This is a genomic window from Rhodopseudomonas sp. G2_2311 (assembly GCF_047501505.1).
Lineage (GTDB): Bacteria > Pseudomonadota > Alphaproteobacteria > Rhizobiales > Xanthobacteraceae > Rhodopseudomonas > Rhodopseudomonas palustris_H.
On record NZ_JAZDRK010000004.1, the window covers coordinates 296,825 to 320,724 of the forward strand.

Below are 23,900 nucleotides of genomic sequence, written 5' to 3' on the forward strand. Positions count from 1 at the left end.
CGCTGGGCGAAGCGGGCGATCAGCCTGCTTCGCGAGCACGGAGCGGGGTGCTGTCGTCGAGCGCATCGAGCCCGACCAGCCAGCGATACTGATCGATCGGCGCCGGCTTGCCGATCAGATAGCCCTGCACCGCATCGCAGGACTCGTCGACCAGGAAGTCGAGCTGATCCTGGGTCTCGACACCTTCAGCCACCAGCGTCACGCTGAGGCCGTGGCCGAGGCCGATCACGGCGCGAACGATCGCCGCCGATTGCGGATTGCGACCGAGATTCATGATGAAGGCGCGGTCGATCTTGATCTTGTCGAACGGGAAAGCCTGCAGATAGGTCAGCGAAGAATAGCCGCTGCCGAAATCATCCATCGACACCCGGACGCCGAGCGCCTTCAGCCGGCGCAGCAGCGACAGGCCGCGATCGAAATCTTCGATCAGCACGCCCTCGGTGATTTCCAATTCCAGCCGGCCTGGTTCGAGCCCGGTCTGCAGCAGCACCTCGTGCACGAAGGCGACCAGATCGGTGTTGAGGAATTGCGCCGGCGACAGGTTGACGGCGACCTGCAGCGGCCGCGCCCATGAGGCGGCCTGACGGCAGGCTTCGCGCAAGATCCACTCGCCGAGCTCGACGATCAGCCCGCTCTCTTCGGCGAGCGGAATGAACTCGCTCGGCGGCACGAAGCCGCGGGTCGGATGACGCCAGCGCGTCAGCGCTTCGAAGCCGACGATGTCGTTGTTGCCGACCCGCTTGGTGCTCGACGCCTGCGGCTGGTAGTACAGCGACATCTCGCCGTTGCGGATCGCGTTCGACAGATCCTGATGCAGCACCCGCCGGTCGCGGATCTGCATGTCCATTTCGGGCTCGAACACCGTGACCGAGCCACGCGCCTTGGCCTTGGCACGGAACAAGGCGGCGCCGGCGTTGGCGAGCAGCGAAGCGGCATCGGTGCCGTTGGCGGGGAACAGCGCGACGCCGGTGGTGACGCCGATCCGCACCGTCTTGTCGTCGATGACGAAGCCCGGCGCGAGCGCTTTCGCCACCATGCTGGCGAGGTCGCGCGCCGCAGCCGGCTGCGGGCCATCGATGATCAGGCCGAATTCGTCGCCGGACAGCCGTGCCACCACGCCGCCGCGCGACGCCCATTCGATCCGACGCGCCACCTCGATCAGCAGCTTGTCGCCGATCGCGTGGCCGAACACGTCGTTGATCTCCTTCAGACCATCGAGGTCGACGGAGAGCACGGCGAACTCATCGACAGCGTTGTCGCACGCTTCGATCATCTGGGTCAGCGACTTCAGGAACGCGTCACGGTTCGGCAGGTCGGTCAGGCCGTCGTGATACGCCATGTGAGCCATCCGCGCCTCCGTCTGGCGGCGGTCGGTGACGTCCACATGGGTCTTGATCAGATAGTTCGCCTGGTCGGCCTGATCTGTGACGGTCATCCGCCGGGTCACGAACAGCCGCAAGCCGCCGGCGGTCGAGATCGGATGCTCCTCGACGACGAGGCCGCCCTTGCGGATCGCCAGTTCGTCGCGCTCGGCGATCAGCCGGGCTTCCTTGGCGTTGAAAATCTCGCCGGTGGTCAGCCCGGTGGCATCCTCGCGGCGGCGGTTGAGAATGATCTCGGCGCCGCGGTTGGCGAGCACGTAGCGGCCGTCCGCGGTGTTCTGCACCGTCAGCGCCACCGGAATGTTGTCGATCACCAGTTCGAGGAAGCGCTTGGTCTTTTCCAATTCGGCCGACAATGCGCGGCGATTGGTGATGTCCTCGAACAGCGCGATCAGGAATTCCGGCTCACCGTGTTCGTTGCGAGCGACCACGCGGTTGCTGGCAAGAATGCGATCGCTCCGGCCCATCTCGACAGTCAGCTCGGATTGATAGGCGCCGGTGGTCGATTGCAGCGCGCTCTGGTCCGCCTCACGGATGCTCGCCGCGGAGCGCGCCGGATACAATTGGTCGGCGGTGGCGCCGATGATCTTGTCGCGGCTCAGCCCGGACAGCGTCTCGAACGCCCGGTTGGCCAGGATGTAGCGGCCATCTTCGATGCTCTTGGCAGCGACGCAGACCGGGATGTTGTCGATCACCGATTCCAGGAACTGCTTGGTGGTCGACAGTTCCTTCGACACCCGGCGCAGTTCGCTGCAATCGTCATGGGTCGCGATGGTGCCGCCGTTGGCGAGCCGCGAGAACTTGACCTGGATGCAGCGGCCGTCCGGCAATTCGGAAACGTAGCCCTGCGGCAGACCGGCATTGCGGTAGAACTCGTCATTGGTGAGATCGAGCATGCCGCGGGCGCGCCGCAGCGCCAACAGATCGCGCCCGGGCATTCCCGGCGTGACCTCGGCGCGGGTCAGGTCGTACATCGCGAGATAGCGATCGTTGCAGAATACGATCCGGCCCGAAGCATCGGCGATCACGACGCCCTGCTGCAGCTTGTTCAGCACGGAGTCGACCAGCATGTTCTTGCGGCGATGGGCGCGGCGCTGCTTGCGCAGCATCGAGGTCGCCCACAGTGCGGTCGCGCACATGAAAGCCGCAACGACGAAGCCGCCGATCAGCAATTCCCAGAGAATTTCGGGCTCGACATTGCCGATGTAGCTGGCAGGCACGAAGCCGGACGCGGCGTCAGCGGCCGTCGAAAACAGACAGGCGCTCAATGCAGCACATGCCGCCCCCCTGCCCGCTTTCCTCATCCGCGCCGTCATAAAACACCCAGAGATTGCAATCCGAGTCTGGTGCAAGAGATGTTTGGAACATGTAAACACCGCTGGCCCGGCAGGCAGTGATTGCGCGAATTTTCATCAATTGACCCGAGATGGTTAACCCGATCATAAACGCCGCGGGACGAGTCAATCGCAACAAGAGCGCGGATCGATGGATGAAGTTGAGTGCGTCGTAGTCGGCGCGGGCGTGGTCGGGCTGGCGATCGCGCGGAAGCTGGCGCAGCAGGGCCGTGAAGTGATCGTGGTCGAGCAGGCCGAAGCGATCGGAACCGGCACCTCGTCGCGCAACAGCGAAGTGATCCATGCCGGCATCTATTATCGGGCCGGCAGCCTGATGGCGCAGCTCTGCGTCGCGGGCCGGCAGGCGCTGTATGCGTATTGCGCCGATCACGGCATTCCGCATCGGAAATGCGGCAAGCTGATCGTCGCTACCACCGCGGCGGAAGCCGACAAGCTGGAGTCGATCCGGGCTCACGCTGCCGCCAACGGCGTCGATGATCTGCGCGCGATCGACGGCGCCGAAGCGCAGCGGATGGAGCCGGCGCTGTCCTGCGTCGCCGCACTGGTGTCGCCGTCGACCGGCATCGTCGACAGCCACTCTTACATGCTGGCGCTGCGCGGTGATGCCGAAGCCGCCGGCGCGGCGTTTGCGTTTCACGCGCCGCTGCTGTCGGCACGCCGTGAAGGCGAGCTGCTCGCGCTCGAGATCGGCGGCGAGATGCCGATGACGCTCGGCTGCCGCTTGCTGATCAATGCCGCCGGCCTCGGTGCGACTGCGGTGGCGCGTTCGATCGCGGCGATGCCGCCGGAGCTGGTGCCGACGCCCTATCTCGCCAAGGGCAATTACTTCACCTGCAGCGCGCGCGCGCCGTTCTCCCACCTGATCTATCCGGTGCCGGAGCCTGGAGGACTCGGTGTGCATCTGACGCTGGATCTCGGCGGCCAGGCCAAGTTCGGTCCCGACGTCGAATGGATCGACGAGCTCGACTACGTGGTCGACCCGGCGCGCGCGGCGCGGTTCTATCCGGCGATCCGCAAGTACTGGCCGGGCCTGCCCGACGGCGCGCTGTCACCCGGTTACTCCGGCATCCGGCCCAAGATCGTGCCACCGTCGGTCGCTGTGCAGGATTTCGTGGTGCAGAGTCCGCGTGAGCATGGCGTGCCGGGGCTGATCAACCTGTTCGGGATCGAGTCCCCCGGGTTGACGGCTTCGCTGGCCATTGCCGACCACGTCGCCACCCTCACCGGCTGATCGAACGCGGACAGAAACCCGCCTATCCCGGAAATATCGAAAATCGATTTTCTGTTGACGCGCGCGCCCTCCTGCGATTTGCTCGCAGCATGAGCAACGCAAGTCCGATCCTTCACTATGCGTTGGATGGCGACGGCCCGCGGAGCCTGACCTCCGCGGTCCAGGAGCGGATACGCGCCGATATTTTGGCGACCCGCCTGCTGCCGGGACAAAAGCTGCACATCGCCGGCCTCGCCAAGCAGTTCTCGGTCAGCCTCGCGGCCGTCCGCGAGGCGTTGTCCCGCCTCGTCGCCGATGGGCTGGTGCAGGCCGCCGACCAACGTGGCTTCCGCGTCAGCCCGGTGTCTCTGGAGGATCTCGCCGACGTCACCCGATCGCGCATCGAGATCGAAGGATTGATGCTGCGGCGATCGATCGAACTCGGCGACCAGGCTTGGTTCAATGCGGTCGAAGCCACCTGGGGGACTCTGAAGGCGTTTCCGCACCGTTTTCCGGGCGACGATCCGCTGCACTATGACGAATGGGCCAAGCACCATAACGCCTTTCACCTCGCGCTGGTGAGCGGCTGTGACTCGCCGTGGCTCATGCGCTTCCGCAAACTTCTGCATGAACAAAGCGAACGCTACCGACGGCTGTCGATCCGGCGCGACTCCGGGCGCGATCCGGCCGATGTCGACATCGAGCATGCGGCCATCGTCGATGCGGTGATCAGGCGTGACGCCGGGGCGGCGGTCGCGGCTTTGACCAAGCATTTCACCGCAACCAAGGACAGCGTCGCGATCTCCTCCGGTGGATTTCTCGAGGCTGATCGGGCGGTGTGACTGATCGGGTCTCGCCGATATTCGCGGCGCGGCCAGCGTCGCTTAAGTGATCGAAACGATGGCCGAGGGCGCCCGAGGGCCGCCCCGAGCACCGCAACAGCGGCTTTGCGCGATCGAAAGCGGTTCGCGCGAAGAGAACAGCCCAAAGCCAATGAGAACTCCGGTCGCCTGCGGCCGATCGCCAATCTCCGATCCTGCAGCGACCATTCGACCGAACCGACGACCGGCAGATTCAACGACCGGCACCAGACAAAAAACCAAACGGAGGAAACCAGCATGCGCATCACGACCGCGCGGGCATTGCTCGCCGCATCCCTCGGCCTGATCGGCACCGCCGCGTCAGCCGAGGACCAGCCGGGGATCACCCAGACCGAAATCCGCATCGGGCAGACCATGCCCTATAGCGGGCCGGTTTCGGCATTCGGGATTCTCGGCAAGGGCGAGCTCGCTTACTTCAAGATGGTCAACGATCGCGGAGGCATCAACGGCCGCAAGATCAACCTGATCTCACTCGACGACGGCTACGTGCCACCGAAAACGGTGGAGCAGACCAGGCGGCTGGTCGAAAGCGACGAAGTCTCGTTCATCTTCTCCACCATGGGCACCGCGCACAACACAGCAATCGCCAAATATCTGCAAAGCAAGAAGGTGCCGCAGCTATTCGTCGCTTCCGGCGCCTCCAAATTCGGCGACATCTCGCAGTATCCACTCGCCATCATGGGCATCATGGCGCCGTTCCGCAACGAAGCGAGAATGTACGCCCGCTATGCCTTGGAGAAGAAGCCGGACGCCACCTTCGCGGTGATCGCACAGAACGACGATTTCGGGCGCGACTATCTTGCCGGACTGCGCGATGTGCTCGGCGAGCGTTACGAGAAGGCGGTGACCGCGAGCATGTACGAAGTCACCGACCCGACCATCGACTCGCAGATCGTCAGCCTGAAAGCCAGCGGCGCCGACGCGCTGATCATCGCAGCAACACCGAAATTCGCCGCCCAGGCGATCCGCAAGACATTCGAGATCGGCTGGAAGCCGATGCGCTTCCTGTCCAACGTCTCGGTGTGGATGTCATCGGTGATGGAGCCGGCCGGCGTCGACGCCGGTGTCGGCATCATCTCGACCGCTTACGTCAAGGATCCGCTCGATCCTGCATGGACCGACGATCCCGGTGTGAAGGATTGGCGGGCCTACATGCAGAAGTACATCCCGGACGGCGACTTGCGCGATTCCAACTACGTCAACGGCTACAACAACGGCATGGTGCTCGAACACGTGCTGAAGGCTGCCGGCAACGATCTCAGCCGCGACAACATCATGAAGCAGGCGCTCTCGATCAAACAGCTGGAGCTGCCGATGCTGCTGCCGGGGATCAAGGTCCAGACTGCGGCCGACGACCACCTTCCGATCGAACAGGTCCAGTTCATGCGCTTCACCGGCAAGCAATGGGAACGGTTCGGAGAGGTGCGCTCAACCAAGTAACGCGCTCTACGCGGCGGCGTCGCGGTTCTTGCGTCAAGGCTGGTGCAAGCATCGCGTCGGCTGCCGTGCGCGGCGTGCCAGCGTGCTCAATCATTGGATCGGGAATCGGCACTGTCCGCGACACACGGATTCGCGTCGAGCAATGAACACTCACGCGAACATCGCGCCGATTGATCAAAGTGGTTGGGATGGGTTGCCAGGATCTGCGGCGTTTATGGCGATTGCCGATCACCTCGCCGCCTTGCGGCGCTGTGACCGGCGTCAATCACCTGGAGATTGGAACTTCAAATCCCCTCTGGCGCCGCCCGGAAGGCTCTTCGGCGTCAGAGGTGAATGATGTCCCGGAGCTGTCGCCATCACGTCGTCGACATCATCGATGCGGACGTCTGCGAGGGGCAGCTTTGCTGCAGTGCGGTGAGGGAGGTCAGTGTACGCTGGTCTTGGTTTGCTTGAGTTTCGCGATTTGATCCCGGACCATGAGCTTGCGACGTTTCAGCTCGGCAATACGCGTGTCGTCCGTAGAAGGATGGGCGAGAGCGTCGTGCAATTCGGTCTCCAGAACTTTGTGCTTGCGTTCCAGTTCGACCAGATGCGCCTGAATTGCCATACGAAACCTCCTCTTTTGGTGAGACTGATTTCCATCCGGACGAGGAAGTGTACATCTCTGGTGGCGTCTGTCGATAGGTCTTGAAATATCCGCGTCATAATTTCGCGCCCCACGAAACGATTCGAGAGCACGATCAGTTCATCCCCGCAAACGCCCGAGGATGCGGGCTTTCCTCGAGACCATCGAATGCCGGAATGCGGGTTCTCGAATTATTCACCTGACGAAGGTCGTACGCCGCACGATGCGCAGACGCACCGCTTGCTCGCAACGCCGCAAAGGCGATAATGACGGCGAACTGATCGACATTCCTCCGCAACCGGGCCGCGCTTCGCGAACCGGTTCAAGCCGACACTGATCATGACCGACGAAGACGAGGGCGACCTCGGTGCCGAGCTGGCCAAGCTGCAACAAGAGCACCGCGATCTCGACGCCGCGATCGATGCGCTGCACCATTCGCCTGCGCCCGATCTGTTGCGTCTGCAGCGGCTGAAGAAGCGCAAGCTGGCGCTGCGCGATCGCATCGCCTTCATCGAAGATCAGATCACGCCCGACATCATCGCTTGATAGGCGCACCCGACGCCGCGCGGCGCTCGCCCTTGCGGACATACATCGCCTGATCGGCAACGGCGAACGCTTCGGCCGCGTCCATCTGCGGCGTCAGCATCGCAACGCCAGCGGAGATTCCGACCTCGATCGTTTGATCGCCGTAGCGGATCGCAAGCTCGTCGACCGCCGTCTCCAAGCCGAACGCTTTGGCGCGCGCATCGGTTTCGTCGAGATTCCACAACAGCAAGGCGAACTCGTCGCCGCCGAGCCGGCCGATCAGATCGGACGCCCGGACGTGGCGCAGCAGCGCCTCGGTCACTGCCTTCAGCACGACGTCGCCGGCGGCATGGCCGAGCGTGTCATTGACCGGTTTGAGCCGGTCGACATCCAGCATGATCAGCGCACCGCCGGCGCCGTAGCGCTTGATGTAGGCCAGCGCCCGGCCGAGCTCGCGCTCGAAGCCGCGGCGGTTGGCAATGCCGAGCAGAAAGTCGGTTTCGGCGGACGCGCGCAGCACGTCGATCTCGGCCAGAGCGGCGGCCAGTTGGGCCTTGAGTCGGCGGATCTTGAGCTGCGGATCGGCCGGCAGCCGCCCCCCAGCAACCCGCGCCCGCGGCGTTGCCGGGGCCGGGCGCGGCCCGGCAGGCGGCAGTTTTCGCTTCTTGGCGGCAGGCTTCGGGGTTCCGCGGTCGACAGACCGGCGGGCGGATAAGGGGCGGATGGGCTTCTTTTTCATCAGAATCAGCCGGAGAACAGCCACAACACTTGCCGCTCTTGACCAAGAAAGGATAGTGCATTCCGGACGCCTTGGCCGGAGCGGCTGGCGTTCCTATAATCCCCACCTATGTTTCTGGATTCACGACAGAATCGCTCGAAAGAATCGTTTGAATGACAGCTCCCGTCGCGATCATCATGGGTAGCCAGTCGGACTGGGAGACGATGCGGCATGCCGCCGACACCCTGACCGCCCTTGGCGTCGCCCATGACGCCCAGATCGTTTCCGCGCATCGCACCCCCGACCGTCTCTATACCTTCGCCAAAGGCGCAAAGGCAGCGGGTTACCGCATTGTCATTGCCGGCGCCGGCGGGGCTGCGCATCTGCCGGGGATGACCGCGGCGTTGACGGAGCTGCCGGTGTTCGGCGTGCCGGTGGAATCCAAGACGATGTCGGGCCTGGATTCGCTGTATTCGATCGTGCAGATGCCGGCCGGCATCCCGGTCGGCACGCTGGCGATCGGCAAGGCGGGCGCGATCAACGCGGCGCTGCTCGCCGCGAGCGTGCTGGCGCTGACCGATTCCGATCTGGCGACGCGGCTGGCGGCATGGCGCAAGGCGCAGACCGATTCGGTCGCGGCCCGGCCGGAGGGCGCAGCGTGAGCGCATCCCGCCGTGAACCGCTGAAGCCCGGTGATACCATCGGCATTCTTGGCGGCGGCCAGCTCGGCCGGATGCTGGCGCTCGCCGCGGCCCGGCTCGGGCTGAAGTGCCAGATATTCTCGCCCGACCCGGATTCGCCGGCGTTCGACGTGGTGCAGAACGGCACTTGCGCCGAATACGCCGATGTCGAAGCGCTGGAATCGTTTGCCTCGGACGTCGACGTCATCACCTACGAGTTCGAGAACGTGCCGGCTTCCGCCGCGCTGGTCCTGGCGGCGCGCAAACCGGTACTGCCGAACCAAACCATCCTAGAGACCACCCAGGACCGCTTGGCCGAGAAGGACTTCGTGTCCAAGCTCGGCATCGGCACCGCCGGCTATGCGGACGTCACCTCGCCGCAGACGCTGCGCGACGCGGTCACCCAGCTCGGCCTGCCCGCGGTACTGAAGACCCGGCGGTTCGGTTACGACGGCAAGGGACAGGTGATGCTGCGTCCGGGCGACGATCCGGAAGCGGCCTGGGCCAGCCTGGAGACACGGGCCGCGATTCTGGAGGCCTTCGTGCCGTTCGAGCGCGAGATCTCAGTGATCGCCGCGCGCGGCGCCGATGGTCAGGTGGTGAGCTACGACGTCACCGAAAACGAGCACCGCGACCACATTCTCAAAGTCTCCAAGGCTCCGGCGGCGATCCCCGACGCGGTGGCGAGCGAGGCTCGCCGGATCGCCAAGACGATCGCCGATGCGCTCGGCTATGTCGGCGTTCTCGGCGTCGAGATGTTTGTGGTGCCCGGTGCGGACGGACCGAAGGTGCTGGTCAACGAGATCGCCCCCCGGGTGCATAATTCCGGGCACTGGACGCTGGATGGCGCTTCGGTCTCGCAGTTCGAGCAGCACATCCGCGCGATCGCCGGCTGGCCGCTCGCCGAGCCGGTGCGGCACGGCGCAGTGACCATGACCAACCTGATCGGCGCCGACGTTCACGACTATACCCGCTGGCTGACCGTTCCCGGGGCGACCGTGCACCTCTACGGCAAGCGCCATGCCCTACCCGGCCGCAAGATGGGCCATGTCACCGTGGTCGAGCCGGAAAAACGCTGACGGAACCGACCAACGTCGCAAAACTTAATTGTCGCGTCAGGTGGACATTGCCGGCCCGATCTGGTACATGGGCGCCCTCTAGGTGGAGGGCCTGGCCGTTGTCGGCCCCGCCTAATCCAATAAATTCCGATCCGATCACTCTGAAGAGGATGCCGCGTGCAGGTTCTCGTTCGCGATAACAACGTCGATCAAGCCCTCAAGGCGCTGAAGAAGAAGATGCAGCGCGAGGGGATTTTCCGCGAGATGAAGCTGCGCGGACATTACGAGAAGCCGTCCGAGAAGAAGGCGCGCGAGAAGGCGGAAGCCGTACGCCGCGCCCGCAAGCTCGCCCGCAAGAAGCTGCAGCGCGAAGGCCTGCTGCCGAGCAAGCCGAAGCCGGCTTTCGGCGCGGATCGCCGTCCGGCCGCGGCGGCGCGCTAATCGCGCTTTTCGGCGACGAAGCGAACTGAGTTTGAAGAACGCGGGCCCCGGGCCCGCGTTTTTCGTTGTTGCTTATTTCGGTGCTGCTTGGCGCTCGGTCGGTGACCTGCCCCACATAACAAAATGCCCGGGGCGACGCCCGGGCATTGATGGCTGTGGATATCGCGGTCGTTACTACCGCGGCAGGACCGAGTGGATCACCGACTTGGCGGTGAACAACACATCCTCCGCGACCGACGGCTTGCGGGCGGCATTGCCGTCGCCGGACGCGTCCGCGCGTGCGCCCGGAATATCGGCCGGAGGGGTCGGCGGGTGCTGATCGCTGTCGCGCAGGTCGATCGAATCGGCTGGGCGGCTGCTGGCCGGCACGGAGGCGGTGGTTGCCGGCGGATTGGCGTAGGGCGCAATCGACACATTGGTCGGCGCAACGTTGACGGCCGGCGGCAATGCCGGAGCGATGACGCGCGCGGCTTCCTGCTGACGCGGCGGCTCCTGGGCGCGCGGCGGCTCAGGCACCTTCAGCGGCTCAGGCGCACGCCCCAGCGTTTCGGTGGCCCGAGGCGCCTCTGCGGGCGCGGACGCGCGGAGGCGCTCGACAGCGGCCCTGACGAGCTCGTTGGGATCGCGCGCGGGCTCGCTGCGCTCCTCCGGCACCTTGACCGGCTCCGGCGTAGCGGACGCGGTGCTGACCGGCTTGGACGGGGCGGCCGCCTTGTTGTCATGCACGGTGATCTGGTGCCGACCCACTGGGCGGTCGGCAGGCTTGTCGACCGCGGCCTTCTCGGTGGAGATCTTGTCGGCGCCGAGCTTGACCTTGAGCGGCTCGCTCCTGGTCGGCTCGGACCGCGCGGCCTCCGCCGGCAGCGCGACCGCAACCGACTCGGCCGGCTTAACGGCCTTCGTGGTATCGAGTTGCTGTGTCGCGGGGGCGGCCGGGGGCGGCGCGTCGGGCCTGGCGACGATGTACTGATTCACGACGTAGGCGGCGATCACGGTCGCGACCACCGACGGCAGAATCTGCCCGAGCAGTTTTTCGGTGATGAATTTCAGCATGGCCGGCCTCTTCCCCGCACGTGTGATGCTGGAAGTTTGAGGCTGATTGAGGGATCAACTGCGACCGATCGGTGGCATCGGAACGAGGTGTTCGGAGCGCCACCGAACGGACCGCGAGGCGAAGCTGGGCCCTGCCGCTTAACGAGAGGTTAAGCTTTCAATTCAATCTCGAGAAACACGATTTCGGCTGTGGATTCGTTGCGGACATCGTGTTGGACACCGGCCTTGCGGGCGTAGGAGCGGCCGGTCTTGAGCTGGGCCAGCGAGCGCGTCCCGTCCGGCGCCACGATGGTCATCTCGCCGTCGGCCATCGGCACCACGACGTAGTCCATGCCGTGGGTGTGGTGACCGGTCGCCGAGCCCGGCGGCAGCCGCCACTCGGTAACCCGCACCTCGTCGTTGTCGATCTGAATCTCGGATTTTGCCGCAACCGTCATGACGTCCCTTCTCCGGGCAGAACGCTGCCAACTAAGACACGGATACCACCAATCACCCTGCCCGACATCCGGCGATCCAGGCCCAGCGCCATGCGTACAATCGGCGCACCTGATGCTCGGGCGGTATCGCCAGGTGGCATCGGATCGGTATAGTTGGCGGGCACCCTCAGGGTGAAAACACCAAGGAGCACACGGGAAACGCCATGTTTTCACACGTCATGATCGGCACCAACAATCTCGAAGCGGCGAAGGACTTCTACGACAAACTGCTCGGCACCCTCGGCGTGCCGCCGGCGATGGTCGATCGTCATCGCATCTTCTACCGCACCAAGACCGGCACCTTCGCGGTCAGCAAGCCGATCAATGGCGAACCGGCGACCGCGGCCAATGGCGGCACGATCGGCTTCGTGGCAAAGTCCCAGGAGGAAGCCGACGCTTGGCACGCGACCGGCGTCGCCAATGGCGGCACTACGTGCGAGGATCCGCCCGGTATCCGCGCGATGGGCGACATGAAGATGTACCTCGCCTATTTGCGCGACCCGGACGGCAACAAGCTCTGCGTCATGCACCGGATGTGAGGCTTACACCAACCTCCGTCATGCCCGGCCCTGTGCCGGGCATCCACGTCTTTCGGCGTTCGACGCGCAGCAAGACGTGGATGGCCGGGACGAGCCCGGCCATGACGTGGAATAGTGGGTCTGGCCCCAAACAAAAACGCCCGGCCTTGCGGCCGGGCGTTTCGTTTTGGGCAGGGCGTCGGCGGTTAGTGCGCCATCGCCTTGACGATGTTCTCGGTCATCTTCTTGGCGTCGCCGAGCAGCATCATGGTGTTGTCGCGATAGAACAGCGGGTTGTCGATGCCGGCGTAACCGGAGGCGAGCGACCGCTTGATGAACATCACGGTGCCGGCCTTCCACACTTGCAGCACCGGCATGCCGTAGATCGGCGAGGACGGATCCTCTTCGGCCGCCGGGTTGGTGACGTCGTTGGCGCCGATCACGAACGCGACGTCGGCCTGCGCGAACTCCGAGTTGATGTCCTCGAGTTCGAACACTTCGTCGTACGGCACGTTGGCTTCGGCGAGCAGCACGTTCATGTGGCCCGGCATACGGCCGGCGACCGGGTGAATCGCGTACTTCACCTCGACGCCTTCCTTCTTCAGCGAGTCGGCCATTTCACGCAGCGCGTGCTGAGCCTGAGCCACCGCCATGCCGTAACCCGGCACGATGATGACCTTCGAGGCGTTCTTCATGATGAAGGCCGCGTCGTCGGCCGAGCCGAGCTTGGCCGGGCGCTGTTCACCACCGCCACCGCCGGCCGCCGCGGTTTCACCGCCGAAGCCGCCGAGGATGACCGAGATAAACGAGCGGTTCATGCCCTTACACATGATGTAGGACAGAATCGCACCCGAGGAGCCGACCAGCGCGCCGGTGATGATCAGCGCCGAGTTGCCGAGCGTGAAGCCGATGCCGGCCGCGGCCCACCCCGAGTAGGAGTTGAGCATCGAGATCACCACCGGCATGTCGGCGCCGCCGATCGGGACGATGATCAGGATGCCGAGCAGCAGCGCGACGCCGGTGATCACCCAGAAGGCGACCTCGCTCTGCGTGATCACCATGTAGATGATCGCCGCGAACATGATGACGCCGAGCGCGATGTTCACCACGTGCCGTGCCGGCAGCAGGATCGGCGCGCCGCTCATGCGGCCCGACAGCTTGAGGAACGCGATCACCGAGCCGGTGAAGGTCAGCGCGCCGATGGCAACGCCGAGCGACATTTCAACGAGGCTCTGAGCGTGGATGTTGCCCGGCTCGCCGATGTCGAACGCACCGGGCGCATAGAACGCACCGGCGGCGACCAGCACCGCGGCCATACCTACCAGCGAGTGGAAGGCGGCGACCAGCTCGGGCATCGAGGTCATCGGCACCTTCTTGGCGATGACTGCGCCAATGGCGCCGCCGATCGCGATGCCGGCGATCACCAGCACCCAGCCGAGCAGATCGGCCGGCGGATGGCCGGCGAGCGTGGTTGCAATGGCGATCGCCATGCCGCTCATGCCCATCAGGTTGCCCTGACGGCTGGTGGCCGGAGACGACAGACCGCGCAGCGCCAGAATGAATAGGACGCCTGCGATCAGATACAGAAATGCGGAAAGATTGGCGCTCATCGACGGCCCCTACTCACTTCTGCTTCTTCTTGTACATCGCCAGCATGCGCTGGGTGACAAGGAAGCCGCCGAAGATGTTGATACATGCGAAGATCAGCGCGACGAAGCCGAAGCCGCGCGCCCACAGCGGACCGTTGTCGCTGCCGACCAGCGACACGCCGACCGCGAGCAGCGCACCGACCACGATCACCGACGAGATCGCGTTGGTCACCGACATCAGCGGCGTGTGCAGCGCGGGGGTCACCGACCACACCACGAAGTAGCCGACGAACACGGCAAGGACGAAAATCGACAGCCGAAACACGAACGGATCGACCGCTTGAACCATATGCTCCATAGCAACTCTCCTTAAGCGGTCGCGCTCACGCCGACTTGGGCTGGAAGTTCGGATGAACGACGGCGCCGTCGCGCGTCAGCGCGGTGGCCTTCACCAGTTCGTCGTCCCAATTCACCGCCAGCGCCTTCTCCTTGTTGACCATGGTCTCGAAGAAGCTCAGCAGATTGCGCGCATAAAGGGCCGAAGCCGACGCCGCGACGCGGCCGGCGACGTTGGTGTAGCCGACGATCTTGACGCCGTTGGTCTCGACGATCTGGCCGGGGACCGCGCCCTCGACGTTGCCGCCGCGTTCGACCGCGAGGTCGACCAGCACCGAGCCGGGCTTCATCGACTTCACCATCTCGGCGGTGACCAGACGCGGCGCGGGCCGGCCCGGAATCAGCGCAGTGGTGATGACGATGTCCTGCTTCTTGATGTGTTCGGCAGTCAGAGCGGCCTGCTTGGCCTGATACTCTTTCGACATTTCCTTGGCGTAGCCGCCGGCGGTCTGGGCGTTCTTGAACTCCTCGTCTTCAACGGCGAGGAACTTGGCGCCCAGCGATTCGACCTGCTCCTTGGTGGCGGGACGCACGTCGGTCGCGGTGACGATGGCGCCGAGACGGCGCGCGGTGGCAATCGCCTGCAGACCGGCAACGCCGACGCCCATGATGAACACCTTCGCCGCCGGAACGGTGCCGGCCGCGGTCATCATCATCGGCATGGCCCGGCCGAACGTTTCGGCACCGTCGATCACGGCGCGATAGCCGGCGAGGTTGGCCTGGCTCGACAGCACGTCCATGACCTGGGCGCGGGTGATGCGGGGCATCAGCTCCATCGCGAAGGCGGCAATGCCGGCATCCGCCATGCTCTTCAGCGCAGCGTCATTGCCGTACGGGTCCATGATCGCCAGCACCAGCGCACCGCGCTTATAGCTGGCGAGTTCGGACGCCTCCGGACGCTTCACCTTGAAGACGACATCGGCGTCCTTCAGAGCGTCGGCGGATACGGTGGCCCCGGCGGCAGTGAAATCGGAATCCGGCAGGCCGGACTTGAGGCCCGCGCCCGGCTCGACCGCGACTTCGGCGCCGAGAGCTTTCAGCTTCTTGACCGTGTCGGGCGTCGCCGCGACGCGCGGCTCGGCGGGATCTTGTTCTTTGGCAACAGCAATCTTCATGGAGCCTCCGGCGGCGCGAAGCACGCGCGTGAGCGAGCGAGATATGCGCGCACCCCGCAAAAGTGGGACCGGTTTTGGGACCGGGATGCGCGCTTACTTATTTGTTTGGAGAACGTCCGGACGACAAACCGGACTCCACTTTGCCGGGGCGTTCTCCGAGAGAGCGCCGCGTGTAACGGCGCACTCCAGCACAGATCAAGTCAGGAAAATGCCCATGAGGGCGACGATCACGATGACGGCGGCGGTGCCGTACTTCACCAGCTTGATAAACCCTTCATAGGTCTGCTCATGCGCGGCGTAGTCGTTGCCATCGGCAGTCGTGTAGGCAAACTCGTGGTGCTCTGCCATTCGTCTCTCCGACATCTTCGAGAAGTGGGGGATGCAATTAGCGCAATCTTATTGCGAGGGCAACGGCACTGCAGCAATTGTTAGCCTAGCCAGTTTGGGTTCATTCCAAAGTCTAGGCCGCCGTCACCGATCGCTTGTGCAGTGTGATCGCAACAAACGATTAGAACAAGCTGTTACGAAGCGATTGCAACAAGCGGCGACTGATTATTCCGCGCAGCGAACCAATCGTGGCTGGTGACGAGGTGATCGCACGCTCGAAGTGACGACGCGCCCATCGACCGCACGTCAGGCCGGCCAGTTGTCCCTGATCCAGCGCGTCAGGCTGGCCTCGCTGACTTCGCCGGCTGCGAGGGAGAGAATCATGGCCGCCGCATCGGCCTCAGCGACGATGAAGTCGATGCCGTTCACGGCAAGAAACGTATGAAGCGCGAGCAACGAGGCTCGCTTGTTGCCATCGACGAACGGGCGGTTTCGAGCAATGTCGAACGTGTAACCGGCTGCGAGCTCGGGCAGCTCGGCCTGTTCATAGCTCCATTTGTTGCGCGGGCGATCGAGCGCCGAATCCAACATGCCCTCGTCCCGCAAGCCGCCGGCCCCGCCATGAATCGCCAATTGCTCGTCGTGAATGGCGACGATCATCTGGCGGGTGAGCCAGAACGGCTCGCTCATTTGGCAAGCTTGGCCAGCGCATTGTGGTAGCGCTTCATGCCGCGGCGGGCGACTTCCATCGCCTTTTCGAAGTCCGGATTGGAGGGCGTGAATCGAATGCCGCCATCCGGCGTCAGGGTCGCGTAAAGCTGGTCGCCGACATTCAGGTTGAGCCGAGACATCAGCTCCTTCGAGAAGATGAGTCCCGAAGAATTGCCGATCTTTTTGATCTCGACCGTCGCCAGAACGCGGCCAGTCGCGTTGTCGGATCTGGTTCGGCCGTCCATGGGCAAGCTTCCGTTATACGGAACGTATAACGGAAGACGACGCTCCGTTCAACGAACGTTTTACGCCGCTGGACCGCCCTAGCCCATCGCCTCCAGCTCGTCGATCATGCCGGCGATCACCGAAAGGCCGCCGTCCCAGAAGCTGGGGTTCTTGGCGTCGAGTCCGAACGGGGCCAGCAGCTCCGAATAATGCTTGGTTCCGCCCGCCGCCAGCATCGCCAGATAGCGCTCGGCGAAGCCTTCCTGGGCGTGCTCGTAGACCGCATACAGCGAGTTCACCAGGCAGTCGCCGAACGCGTAGGCGTAAACGTAGAACGGCGAATGGATGAAGTGGGGGATGTACATCCAGAAGCTCTCGTAGCCCGGCTTGATCTCGATCGCCGGGCCGAGGCTCTCGCCCTGCACCGACAGCCAGATCTCCCCGATCCGCTGCGCGGTCAGCTCGCCGCTGCGGCGCTCGGTGTGGACCGCCCGCTCGAACGAATAGAAGGCGATCTGCCGGACCACCGTGTTGATCATGTCCTCAACCTTGCCGGCGAGCAGCGCCTGACGCTGCTTGCGGTCCTTGGTCTGAGTCAGCAGACGGCGGAAGGTCAGCATTTCGCCGAACACGCTGGCGGTCTCGGCCAGTGTCAGCGGCGTCGGCGCCATCAGCGCGCCGTTCTTGGCGGCCAGCACCTGGTGCACGCCGTGGCCGAGTTCATGGGCGAGCGTCATCACGTCCCGCGGCTTGCCCTGATAGTTCATCAGCACATAGGGGTGCGCCGACGGCGTGGTCGGATGCGAAAATGCGCCCGGCGCCTTGCCCGGCCGAACCGGCGCATCGATCCAGCGATCGGTGAAGAACCGCTCGGCGATCTGCGCCATTTCCGGCGAGAACGCCTTGTAGGCGGTCAGCACCATGTTGCGGGCTTCCGGCCAGGCGATCGTGCCGGTCGCGGCGAACGGCAGCGGCGCGTTGCGGTCCCAATAGGGCAGCTTCTTCTTTTTGAACCAACCGGCCTTGAGCTTGTAGTAGCGGTGCGACAGCTTCGGATACGCCGCGCGCACCGAGGCGACCAGCGCATCGACCACTTCGCGTTCGACCCGGTTGGCGAGGTGGCGGCTGTCGGCCACGTCTTCGAAGCCGCGCCAGCGGTCGGAGATTTCCTTGTCCTTGGCGAGCGTGTTGGTGATCAGCGCGAAGGTTCGCTCATTCGCCTTGAAGGTCTTGGCCAAGGCCTCGGCGGCCGCCTTGCGCTTTTCGGGCGCACGATCCTGCATCAGGTTCAGCGTCGGCTCGATCGCCAGTTCCTTGCCGCCGACCTTGAAGCGCAGCGACGAGATGGTCTGGTCGAACAGCCGGTTGAACGCGCCGTAGCCGGTCTGTGACTTCTCATGGAACAGCTGCTCGATGCGGTCTTCGAGCTGATACGGCTTGTCCTTGCGCAGATCCTCGATCCACGGCCGGTAGTGGCCGAGTTCGGGAGTCTGCATCGCAGTCTCGAGCACCGCGTCGTCGACGCGGTTGAGTTCGAGGGTGAAGAACAGCAGATGCACCGAGGCGGCAGTCAGGCGCTCGGAGACGTCGCCATAGAATTTCGACTTCACCGGATCGACGCTGTCGCCGGCGTGGACCAGGCCCGCATAGGAACCGAGCCGGCCGGCCAAATCCTCGATCGCTTCATAACGCTTGACCGCGCCGGCGAGCCACAGCGCGCCGCCGTCCTTCGCGGTCTCTTCGGCCAGCCGGCCCTTGAAGTCGGCTTCGAACGAAGCGCAATCGGCATCGAGCCGATCGAGATCGGCGGCGACCTCCGGCGAGTCGATCGCCGGATACAGATCCGTCAGATTCCACTCGGGCAGTTTCGCCGGCTTGCTTGCGGTCTTCCGTCCCGCGGCCGCGGTCTTGGCCGCTTTCGCCTTGCTGGGCGCGGCCTTGCGCGGTGCTGGCTTGGCGGGGGTGGACTTGCGGGAAGAGGACTTTGCGGTACGGGAGGTCGCAGATTTCGCCATGGTGCTTTCAGATCGCGTGCGATTTGCCTTGCGAAACGCTACTAGCTCCGTCACCGGCTTCGCAAGTCACAGTTTCCTTCAAGGGAAGCCGCCCTGCGACAAGGCAGCGCGGCTCGAACAGCCCCTCGCCGCCTTGATCGAGCTTGGCGGCAGGATTACGACACCGCTGCAAAGCGTTCGTTCCCGAACAGTTCGGCTCTGACCGTGCGGCGATTGACCATCGTGCGGTCCGGTGATGGTATCGGCGCTGACGCAAGCGATCCGGCGCGGTCTTCGACGGCGCCACATACCACCACGTCCTGGACCGGGCCCCTCTGGCAGTTCGTCTGAACTGTGATGTCGGACTGGACGCTCACGGAGCGCCCAATGACCGACTTTCTCGCCATCTTTACTCCCGAAGGCCTCACCGCGTTCGCCCAGGTCGTGATGATCGACTTGGTGCTCGCCGGCGACAACGCCGTCGTCATCGGCCTGGCCGCTGCCGGGCTGCCGAAAGAGCAGCGCGGTAAGGCGATCCTGATCGGCATCGTGGTCGCCACCGCGCTCCGCATCGCCTTCGCCAGTGTCACCGTGCAGCTTCTGCAGATCATCGGACTGCTGCTCGCCGGCGGCGTGCTGCTGCTGTGGGTGTGTTGGAAGATGTGGCGCGAGCTGCGCAACCCGCCCGAAGACGTCGATGCGCTCGAAGGCGACGGCGGTGCGGCAACCGGCGCTCCGACCAAGACCATGGCGCAGGCGGTGTGGCAGATCACGCTGGCCGACGTGTCGATGTCGCTCGACAACGTCCTGGCGGTGGCCGGCGCGGCACGCGAGCATCCGGTGATTCTGGTGTTCGGGCTCGCCCTGTCGATCGCGCTGATGGGTCTCGCCGCCAGCTTCATCGCACGGCTGCTGCATAAGCACCGCTGGATCGCCTATATCGGCCTCGCCATCATTCTCTATGTGGCAGGCGACATGATCTATCGCGGCGCGCTTGAGATCTGGCCGCACGCCTTCGGATAACAGCGGATAACCATCTACATTTTCACCAAGCGTTAACGCATTCGTCGCAATCCTGCACCAATTCGGGACAGTTCGGGTTGAGGCAGTAGCGAGTAATGGTTGAGCGTATTCTGATCGCCGATGACGATGCAGTACAGCGTCGGCTGGTCGAGAACATGGTGCAGAAGTGCGGCTATGAGGCGATTTCGGTCGATAGCGGCGACGCTGCGGTAGAAGCCCTGACCGCGCCCGATGCACCGGCAATCGACGCCGTGGTGCTCGATCTGGTGATGCCCGGACTCGATGGACTCGGCGTGCTGTCGAAGATTCGCGCCAACGGACTCGACGTGCCGGTGATCGTGCAGACCGCACATGGCGGCATCGACAATGTGGTGTCGGCGATGCGTGCCGGCGCGCACGACTTCGTCGTCAAGCCGGTCGGCATCGAGCGTCTGCAGGTGTCGCTGCGCAATGCGCTGAATGCCAGCGCGATGAAGGGTGAGCTGCAGCGCATCCGCCATGCCCGCGAAGGCCGGCTGACGTTCTCAGATATCATCACGCGCAGCGAGGCGATGGCGCCGGTGCTGCGCGCCGCCGAAAAGGCTGCAGGCTCTGCGATCCCGGTGCTGATCGAAGGCGAATCCGGCGTCGGCAAGGAGCTGTTCGCGCGCGCCATCCACGGCTCCAGCGACCGCCGCGCCAAGCCGTTCGTCGCCGTGAACTGCGGCGCGATCCCCGACAATCTCGTCGAGTCGATTTTGTTTGGCCACGAGAAAGGCGCGTTCACCGGCGCGACCGAGCGCCACGACGGCAAGTTCGTCGAAGCCTCCGGCGGCACGCTGTTTCTCGACGAGGTCAGCGAGCTGCCGCTGACGGCGCAGGTCAAGCTGCTGCGCGCGCTGCAGGAAGGCGCGGTCGAAGCGGTCGGCGGGCGCCGGCCGGTCAAGGTCGATGTCCGCATCATCTCGGCCACCAACCGCCGGTTGCTCGACCGGGTGAAGGCGGGCCAGTTCCGCGAGGATCTGTTCTATCGGCTGCACGTGCTGCCGCTGACGATCCCGCCGCTGCGCACCCGCCGCGAAGATATTCCGCCGCTACTGCGGCACTTCCTGATGCGTTTCTGCGCCGAAGAGAAGCGCAGCATCGGCGGCATCACCGGCGAAGCGATGGCGCGGCTCGCCCAGCTCGACTGGCCCGGCAATATCCGGCAGCTCGAAAACGCGGTGTATCGCGCGGTGGTGATGAGCGACGGCGATCAGCTCGGCCTCGCCGACTTCCCGCTGGCGATCGCGCCGTCGGTCGTGCCGGCAGAAGATACAACCGGCGAGCCGCTGGTGATCGAACGCAGCGAGCCGCAATTCGTCGCCGCAAGCGAAGTGCCGATCGCGCCGCTGCCCAGCGTCGGCAATCTGTCGATGCTGACGGCGGACGACGAAGTGCGTCCGCTCGACGAAATGGAACGGGAGATCATCCGGTTCGCGATCTCGCATTATCGCGGCCAGATGTCCGAAGTGGCGCGGCGGCTGAAGATCGGCCGCTCGACCCTGTATCGCAAACTCGACGAGATCGAAGCCGAGCGCGCCGCTCAGGCCGAGGCGCGATAACGAGCTACGCGGCACCCGGCAGGCTTGCGGGGCGCCCCACTGATTGTGGCTCCGAAATGGCGGCGGAACCGCTGTTTCGCGGAACCTTTTGAACCGTGGCGCGATAGTGACAGACAACCAGGGCGGCCCGTGGCACAAGCCACTGACCGCCTTAGCCAATAGCAACTGGGGTCAGTTTGTCGTGAGTCTGCCCGGCCGATGCTGGCCGCTCGAACCGGGCCTGTGTATCCTCCGACTGAGACGTGAGATCGGCAGCGTGCCGACACACTGGCGGGTGCCCTGACACTCAAGAACCGAACTGCAAGTCACGAACTGCCGGCCGGGCAGCTTTCCCAAGGGGTAGACGAATGCGAGATCACTCGACTGGACGCCGCGGTTTCGAAGGCGTGCTGATGGCCGTCGCGGCGACCTTCCTCACCGTGTCGGCGACCTCCGTCCTGGCGCAGTCGCCGACGCGGTCGCCCGCGGATCTCGCGATCGATGCCGCCGTGCCGGTGCCGAGCCCGGTCGATCTGCCGCCGCCCTCGGTCGGTGATTTCAAGCCCGAGACCCCCGCCGCCAAACCCGACGCCCCCGCCAAGCCCGACATTGCTGCCGCCCCGGCACCGGCCGAGCCCGCCAAGGACATTGCCGCCACCCCGGCGCCGGCTGTGCCCGAGCCGAGCAAAGACACCGCGGCGACTGCGCGCGCTGCCGAGCCCAAGACGGAAGCTCCGGCGGCAACCGCGACCGCTCCTGCCGCCGTCCCCGCCGCGCCGGCGGCCGACCAGGCGACGACCACCAAACCGGCTGAACCACAGAAGCCCGCCAGCACGGTTGCGGCGGCCGATCAGCCGGTGGCGGACCAGCTTCGCGACCTGCTCGCCAAGAGCGCGTCGCGCTACTTCGACCGCAAGGCCGAGCGCAGCGCGGTCGAGAAGTTCTACGAGACCCGCGACTACGCGCCGGTGTGGACCAAGGCTGGCGCGCTGACCGCACAGGCCAAGGGTGTGATCGCGCGGCTGAAGGACGCCGCCGCCGACGGCCTTGATCCGGAGGACTATCCGGTGCCGAGCTTCAGCGCCGCGACCTCGCCCGAGGCGCTCGCCGAAGCCGAGCTGCGGCTCACCGAGAGCATGATGGACTATGCGCGCCAGGCGCAAAGCGGCCGGATGCACTGGTCGCAGGTGTCGGCCGACATCCAGTATCCGGAGCATCCGATCGATCCGGCCCAGGTGCTGGCGAAGGTCACCACCGCGGCCGATGCGTCCGCGGCGCTCGACAGCTACAACCCGCCGCACAAGCTGTATCGCGAGCTGAAGAAGAAGCTCGCCGAACTGCGCGGCGAAGGCGACAAGCCGGTGATCAAGATCGCCGACGGCGAGACGCTGCGCTATCAGCCGGCCCGCAAGAAGCGCGCCGAAGTGAAGATGGACGATCCGCGCGTGCCGCAGCTGCGCGCCCGCCTCGGCGTCAGCGAAAATCCGGAGAGCACCACCTACGACGCGACGGTCGCCGCGGCGGTGCGGAAATTCCAGGATCACGCCGACCTCAAGGCAACCGGGGTGCTCGACGAGCGCACCGTAAGGGCGCTGAACACCCCGAAGCGTGACCGCACCATCGACACCATCATCGTCAACATGGAGCGCTGGCGCTGGCTGCCGCGCGATCTCGGCGCGCCGTCGCTCGGCGATGCCTATGTGATCCTCAACATTCCGGACTACACGCTGAAAGTGATGCAGCACGGCGCCGAAGTGTGGACGACCCGCGTCGTCACCGGCAAGCCGGGCAAGCACGCCACCCCGCTGCTGACGGAGACGATGAAGTACATCACCGTCAACCCGACCTGGAACGTGCCGCCGTCGATCATCTACAACGAGTATCTGCCGGCGTTGCAGCAGGATCCGACAGTGCTCGACCGCATGGGTCTGAAGCTGGAGCGTAATCGCGACGGCTCGATCCATATCTCGCAGCCGCCGGGCGAAGCCAACGCCCTCGGCCGCATCCGCTTCAACTTCCCGAACAAGTTCCTGGTGTATCAGCACGACACCCCGGACAAGAACCTGTTCGCCCGCGAAGAGCGCGCGTTCAGCCACGGCTGCATGCGGGTGCAGAACCCGGACGTGTACGCGTCGACGCTGCTGAACATCGCGATGCCGGAGAAGGACTACACCCCGGCCAAGGTCCGGGCGATGTACGGCCGCAGCGAGGTCGATTTGAAATTCCCGACCCCGATCCCGGTCAACATCACCTATCAGACCGCATTCGTTGACGACGCCGGCAAGCTGCAGCTCCGCAAGGACGTCTACGGCCGCGACGCGACGATGCTGGCCCTGCTGAAGAACGATAAGGGCAAGAACCTGGAAGCGGTGGTGGCCCACGCCCAGCCGAACTACAGCCGCCCGACCAAGCTGCCCGACGGTGTCAGCGTTGCCGGCGACTACACCGGTTCGTCGGGAGCTTCCTCGAGCCCGTTCTCATTCCTGGAAAACCTGTTCGGCGGCCCGCAGCCGCGTCAGCAGCAGCCGGCTCAGCGCAATCAGCGCCGGGTTTACGCCCGCTGATCAGTAACCGCGCCCCCTTCGGCGCGAAAAGT

General features: G+C 64.8%; 23 protein-coding genes. 11 read left to right on the plus strand and 12 right to left on the minus strand.

Translation table 11 applies throughout. The features are described 5' to 3' along the window. Positions 1–19: 19 nt before the first annotated feature. A complete protein-coding gene (locus VRZ08_RS09095; RefSeq protein WP_414532351.1) occupies positions 20–2,698 on the minus strand; it encodes an EAL domain-containing protein in 2,679 nt (892 codons plus the stop codon). Positions 2,699–2,867: 169 nt separating this feature from the next. Between VRZ08_RS09095 and VRZ08_RS09100 the strand changes: the two genes are divergently transcribed. The 3 genes from VRZ08_RS09100 to VRZ08_RS09110 all read left to right on the plus strand — a co-directional run bounded on the left by VRZ08_RS09100 (position 2,868) and on the right by VRZ08_RS09110 (position 6,268). Next, positions 2,868–3,968 carry an NAD(P)/FAD-dependent oxidoreductase gene (locus VRZ08_RS09100; protein ID WP_414532352.1) on the plus strand — a complete coding sequence of 367 codons (1,101 nt, stop codon included), beginning with the start codon at positions 2,868–2,870 and terminating at the stop codon, positions 3,966–3,968. An 89-nt stretch (positions 3,969–4,057) separates the two neighbouring features. Beyond that, positions 4,058–4,789, plus strand: a complete 732-nt coding sequence (locus VRZ08_RS09105) for a GntR family transcriptional regulator (protein ID WP_414532353.1) — start codon at positions 4,058–4,060, stop codon at positions 4,787–4,789. A 276-nt stretch (positions 4,790–5,065) separates the two neighbouring features. Next, positions 5,066–6,268, plus strand: a complete 1,203-nt coding sequence (locus VRZ08_RS09110) for an ABC transporter substrate-binding protein (protein ID WP_414532354.1) — start codon at positions 5,066–5,068, stop codon at positions 6,266–6,268. Positions 6,269–6,692: 424 nt separating this feature from the next. Here the strand turns inward: VRZ08_RS09110 and VRZ08_RS09115 are convergent, their stop codons facing one another. After that, positions 6,693–6,875, minus strand: a complete 183-nt coding sequence (locus VRZ08_RS09115) for a YdcH family protein (protein WP_414532355.1) — start codon at positions 6,873–6,875, stop codon at positions 6,693–6,695. A gap of 357 nt (positions 6,876–7,232) precedes the next feature. Between VRZ08_RS09115 and VRZ08_RS09120 the strand changes: the two genes are divergently transcribed. After that, entirely contained in the window at positions 7,233–7,439 is a 207-nt protein-coding gene (locus VRZ08_RS09120; protein WP_012497433.1) for a YdcH family protein, read from the plus strand. Here the strand turns inward: VRZ08_RS09120 and VRZ08_RS09125 are convergent. Continuing rightward, positions 7,429–8,157, minus strand: coding sequence for a GGDEF domain-containing protein (locus VRZ08_RS09125; protein ID WP_414532356.1), 729 nt, complete (start codon positions 8,155–8,157; stop codon positions 7,429–7,431). The two genes, VRZ08_RS09120 and VRZ08_RS09125, sit on opposite strands and share 11 nt — an antisense overlap. Positions 8,158–8,309: 152 nt before the next feature. On the opposite strand from VRZ08_RS09125, the gene purE reads away from it, so the two are divergent. The 3 genes from purE to rpsU all read left to right on the plus strand — a co-directional run bounded on the left by purE (position 8,310) and on the right by rpsU (position 10,315). Next, positions 8,310–8,798, plus strand: coding sequence for a 5-(carboxyamino)imidazole ribonucleotide mutase (purE, locus tag VRZ08_RS09130; protein WP_107345785.1), 489 nt, complete (start codon positions 8,310–8,312; stop codon positions 8,796–8,798). Then, complete coding sequence (locus VRZ08_RS09135; protein WP_414532357.1) at positions 8,795–9,895, plus strand: 5-(carboxyamino)imidazole ribonucleotide synthase; 1,101 nt, start codon at positions 8,795–8,797, stop codon at positions 9,893–9,895. The genes purE and VRZ08_RS09135 overlap by 4 nt, the downstream gene beginning before the upstream one ends. Positions 9,896–10,051: 156 nt before the next feature. Further along, positions 10,052–10,315, plus strand: a complete 264-nt coding sequence (gene rpsU, locus VRZ08_RS09140; RefSeq protein ID WP_013504042.1) for a 30S ribosomal protein S21 — start codon at positions 10,052–10,054, stop codon at positions 10,313–10,315. A gap of 174 nt (positions 10,316–10,489) precedes the next feature. On the opposite strand, the gene VRZ08_RS09145 is transcribed toward rpsU, so the two are convergent. Then, entirely contained in the window at positions 10,490–11,368 is an 879-nt protein-coding gene (locus VRZ08_RS09145) for a hypothetical protein (protein WP_414532358.1), read from the minus strand. Between the two features lie 149 nt (positions 11,369–11,517). Then, positions 11,518–11,805: a cupin domain-containing protein gene (locus VRZ08_RS09150; RefSeq protein WP_011159713.1), complete on the minus strand. Its 288-nt coding sequence runs from the start codon at positions 11,803–11,805 to the stop codon at positions 11,518–11,520. Between the two features lie 203 nt (positions 11,806–12,008). Between VRZ08_RS09150 and VRZ08_RS09155 the strand changes: the two genes are divergently transcribed. Next, positions 12,009–12,383, plus strand: coding sequence for a VOC family protein (locus VRZ08_RS09155; protein WP_107356775.1), 375 nt, complete (start codon positions 12,009–12,011; stop codon positions 12,381–12,383). A 185-nt stretch (positions 12,384–12,568) separates the two neighbouring features. On the opposite strand, the gene VRZ08_RS09160 is transcribed toward VRZ08_RS09155, so the two are convergent. The 7 genes from VRZ08_RS09160 to VRZ08_RS09190 all read right to left on the minus strand — a co-directional run bounded on the left by VRZ08_RS09160 (position 12,569) and on the right by VRZ08_RS09190 (position 18,740). Next, positions 12,569–13,972 (minus strand): NAD(P)(+) transhydrogenase (Re/Si-specific) subunit beta, encoded by a 1,404-nt coding sequence (locus VRZ08_RS09160; RefSeq protein WP_107356776.1) that lies wholly within the window; start codon positions 13,970–13,972, stop codon positions 12,569–12,571. Between the two features lie 13 nt (positions 13,973–13,985). Then, a complete protein-coding gene (locus VRZ08_RS09165) occupies positions 13,986–14,309 on the minus strand; it encodes a proton-translocating transhydrogenase family protein (protein ID WP_022722381.1) in 324 nt (107 codons plus the stop codon). A 25-nt stretch (positions 14,310–14,334) separates the two neighbouring features. Further along, the gene (locus VRZ08_RS09170; protein WP_107356777.1) at positions 14,335–15,462 is read right to left on the minus strand and encodes a Re/Si-specific NAD(P)(+) transhydrogenase subunit alpha; all 1,128 of its coding nucleotides are present in this window, start codon (positions 15,460–15,462) and stop codon (positions 14,335–14,337) included. 195 nt (positions 15,463–15,657) lie between these two features. Next, the gene (locus VRZ08_RS09175) at positions 15,658–15,810 is read right to left on the minus strand and encodes an aa3-type cytochrome c oxidase subunit IV (RefSeq protein ID WP_011159718.1); all 153 of its coding nucleotides are present in this window, start codon (positions 15,808–15,810) and stop codon (positions 15,658–15,660) included. A gap of 285 nt (positions 15,811–16,095) precedes the next feature. Beyond that, positions 16,096–16,479 carry a type II toxin-antitoxin system death-on-curing family toxin gene (locus tag VRZ08_RS09180; protein ID WP_408018137.1) on the minus strand — a complete coding sequence of 128 codons (384 nt, stop codon included), beginning with the start codon at positions 16,477–16,479 and terminating at the stop codon, positions 16,096–16,098. Then, complete coding sequence (locus VRZ08_RS09185; protein WP_414532359.1) at positions 16,476–16,745, minus strand: AbrB family transcriptional regulator; 270 nt, start codon at positions 16,743–16,745, stop codon at positions 16,476–16,478. The genes VRZ08_RS09180 and VRZ08_RS09185 overlap by 4 nt, the downstream gene beginning before the upstream one ends. Positions 16,746–16,823: 78 nt before the next feature. After that, complete coding sequence (locus tag VRZ08_RS09190) at positions 16,824–18,740, minus strand: M3 family oligoendopeptidase (RefSeq protein ID WP_414532360.1); 1,917 nt, start codon at positions 18,738–18,740, stop codon at positions 16,824–16,826. Between the two features lie 366 nt (positions 18,741–19,106). Between VRZ08_RS09190 and VRZ08_RS09195 the strand changes: the two genes are divergently transcribed. The 3 genes from VRZ08_RS09195 (at position 19,107) to VRZ08_RS09205 (ending at position 23,868) form a co-directional block, all read left to right on the plus strand. After that, positions 19,107–19,742 (plus strand): TerC family protein, encoded by a 636-nt coding sequence (locus VRZ08_RS09195; RefSeq protein WP_107346716.1) that lies wholly within the window; start codon positions 19,107–19,109, stop codon positions 19,740–19,742. Positions 19,743–19,837: 95 nt separating this feature from the next. Next, entirely contained in the window at positions 19,838–21,325 is a 1,488-nt protein-coding gene (locus VRZ08_RS09200) for a sigma-54-dependent transcriptional regulator (protein WP_414532361.1), read from the plus strand. Between the two features lie 347 nt (positions 21,326–21,672). Beyond that, positions 21,673–23,868 carry a L,D-transpeptidase family protein gene (locus tag VRZ08_RS09205; protein WP_414532362.1) on the plus strand — a complete coding sequence of 732 codons (2,196 nt, stop codon included), beginning with the start codon at positions 21,673–21,675 and terminating at the stop codon, positions 23,866–23,868. Positions 23,869–23,900 lie beyond the last annotated feature (32 nt).

Bases quoted from the DNA above. Each gene is read 5' to 3' on its own strand.
- VRZ08_RS09095 (WP_414532351.1), bottom strand. From the start codon at position 2,698: ATGACGGCGCGGATGAGGAAAGCGGGCAGGGGGGCGGCATGTGCTGCA.
- VRZ08_RS09100 (WP_414532352.1), top strand. From the start codon at position 2,868: ATGGATGAAGTTGAGTGCGTCGTAGTCGGCGCGGGCGTGGTCGGGCTG.
- VRZ08_RS09105 (WP_414532353.1), top strand. From the start codon at position 4,058: ATGAGCAACGCAAGTCCGATCCTTCACTATGCGTTGGATGGCGACGGC.
- VRZ08_RS09110 (WP_414532354.1), top strand. From the start codon at position 5,066: ATGCGCATCACGACCGCGCGGGCATTGCTCGCCGCATCCCTCGGCCTG.
- VRZ08_RS09115 (WP_414532355.1), bottom strand. From the start codon at position 6,875: ATGGCAATTCAGGCGCATCTGGTCGAACTGGAACGCAAGCACAAAGTT.
- VRZ08_RS09120 (WP_012497433.1), top strand. From the start codon at position 7,233: ATGACCGACGAAGACGAGGGCGACCTCGGTGCCGAGCTGGCCAAGCTG.
- VRZ08_RS09125 (WP_414532356.1), bottom strand. From the start codon at position 8,157: ATGAAAAAGAAGCCCATCCGCCCCTTATCCGCCCGCCGGTCTGTCGAC.
- purE (WP_107345785.1), top strand. From the start codon at position 8,310: ATGACAGCTCCCGTCGCGATCATCATGGGTAGCCAGTCGGACTGGGAG.
- VRZ08_RS09145 (WP_414532358.1), bottom strand. From the start codon at position 11,368: ATGCTGAAATTCATCACCGAAAAACTGCTCGGGCAGATTCTGCCGTCG.
- VRZ08_RS09150 (WP_011159713.1), bottom strand. From the start codon at position 11,805: ATGACGGTTGCGGCAAAATCCGAGATTCAGATCGACAACGACGAGGTG.
- VRZ08_RS09155 (WP_107356775.1), top strand. From the start codon at position 12,009: ATGTTTTCACACGTCATGATCGGCACCAACAATCTCGAAGCGGCGAAG.
- VRZ08_RS09160 (WP_107356776.1), bottom strand. From the start codon at position 13,972: ATGAGCGCCAATCTTTCCGCATTTCTGTATCTGATCGCAGGCGTCCTA.
- VRZ08_RS09165 (WP_022722381.1), bottom strand. From the start codon at position 14,309: ATGGAGCATATGGTTCAAGCGGTCGATCCGTTCGTGTTTCGGCTGTCG.
- VRZ08_RS09170 (WP_107356777.1), bottom strand. From the start codon at position 15,462: ATGAAGATTGCTGTTGCCAAAGAACAAGATCCCGCCGAGCCGCGCGTC.
- VRZ08_RS09175 (WP_011159718.1), bottom strand. From the start codon at position 15,810: ATGGCAGAGCACCACGAGTTTGCCTACACGACTGCCGATGGCAACGAC.
- VRZ08_RS09180 (WP_408018137.1), bottom strand. From the start codon at position 16,479: ATGAGCGAGCCGTTCTGGCTCACCCGCCAGATGATCGTCGCCATTCAC.
- VRZ08_RS09185 (WP_414532359.1), bottom strand. From the start codon at position 16,745: ATGGACGGCCGAACCAGATCCGACAACGCGACTGGCCGCGTTCTGGCG.
- VRZ08_RS09190 (WP_414532360.1), bottom strand. From the start codon at position 18,740: ATGGCGAAATCTGCGACCTCCCGTACCGCAAAGTCCTCTTCCCGCAAG.
- VRZ08_RS09195 (WP_107346716.1), top strand. From the start codon at position 19,107: ATGACCGACTTTCTCGCCATCTTTACTCCCGAAGGCCTCACCGCGTTC.
- VRZ08_RS09200 (WP_414532361.1), top strand. From the start codon at position 19,838: ATGGTTGAGCGTATTCTGATCGCCGATGACGATGCAGTACAGCGTCGG.
- VRZ08_RS09205 (WP_414532362.1), top strand. From the start codon at position 21,673: ATGCGAGATCACTCGACTGGACGCCGCGGTTTCGAAGGCGTGCTGATG.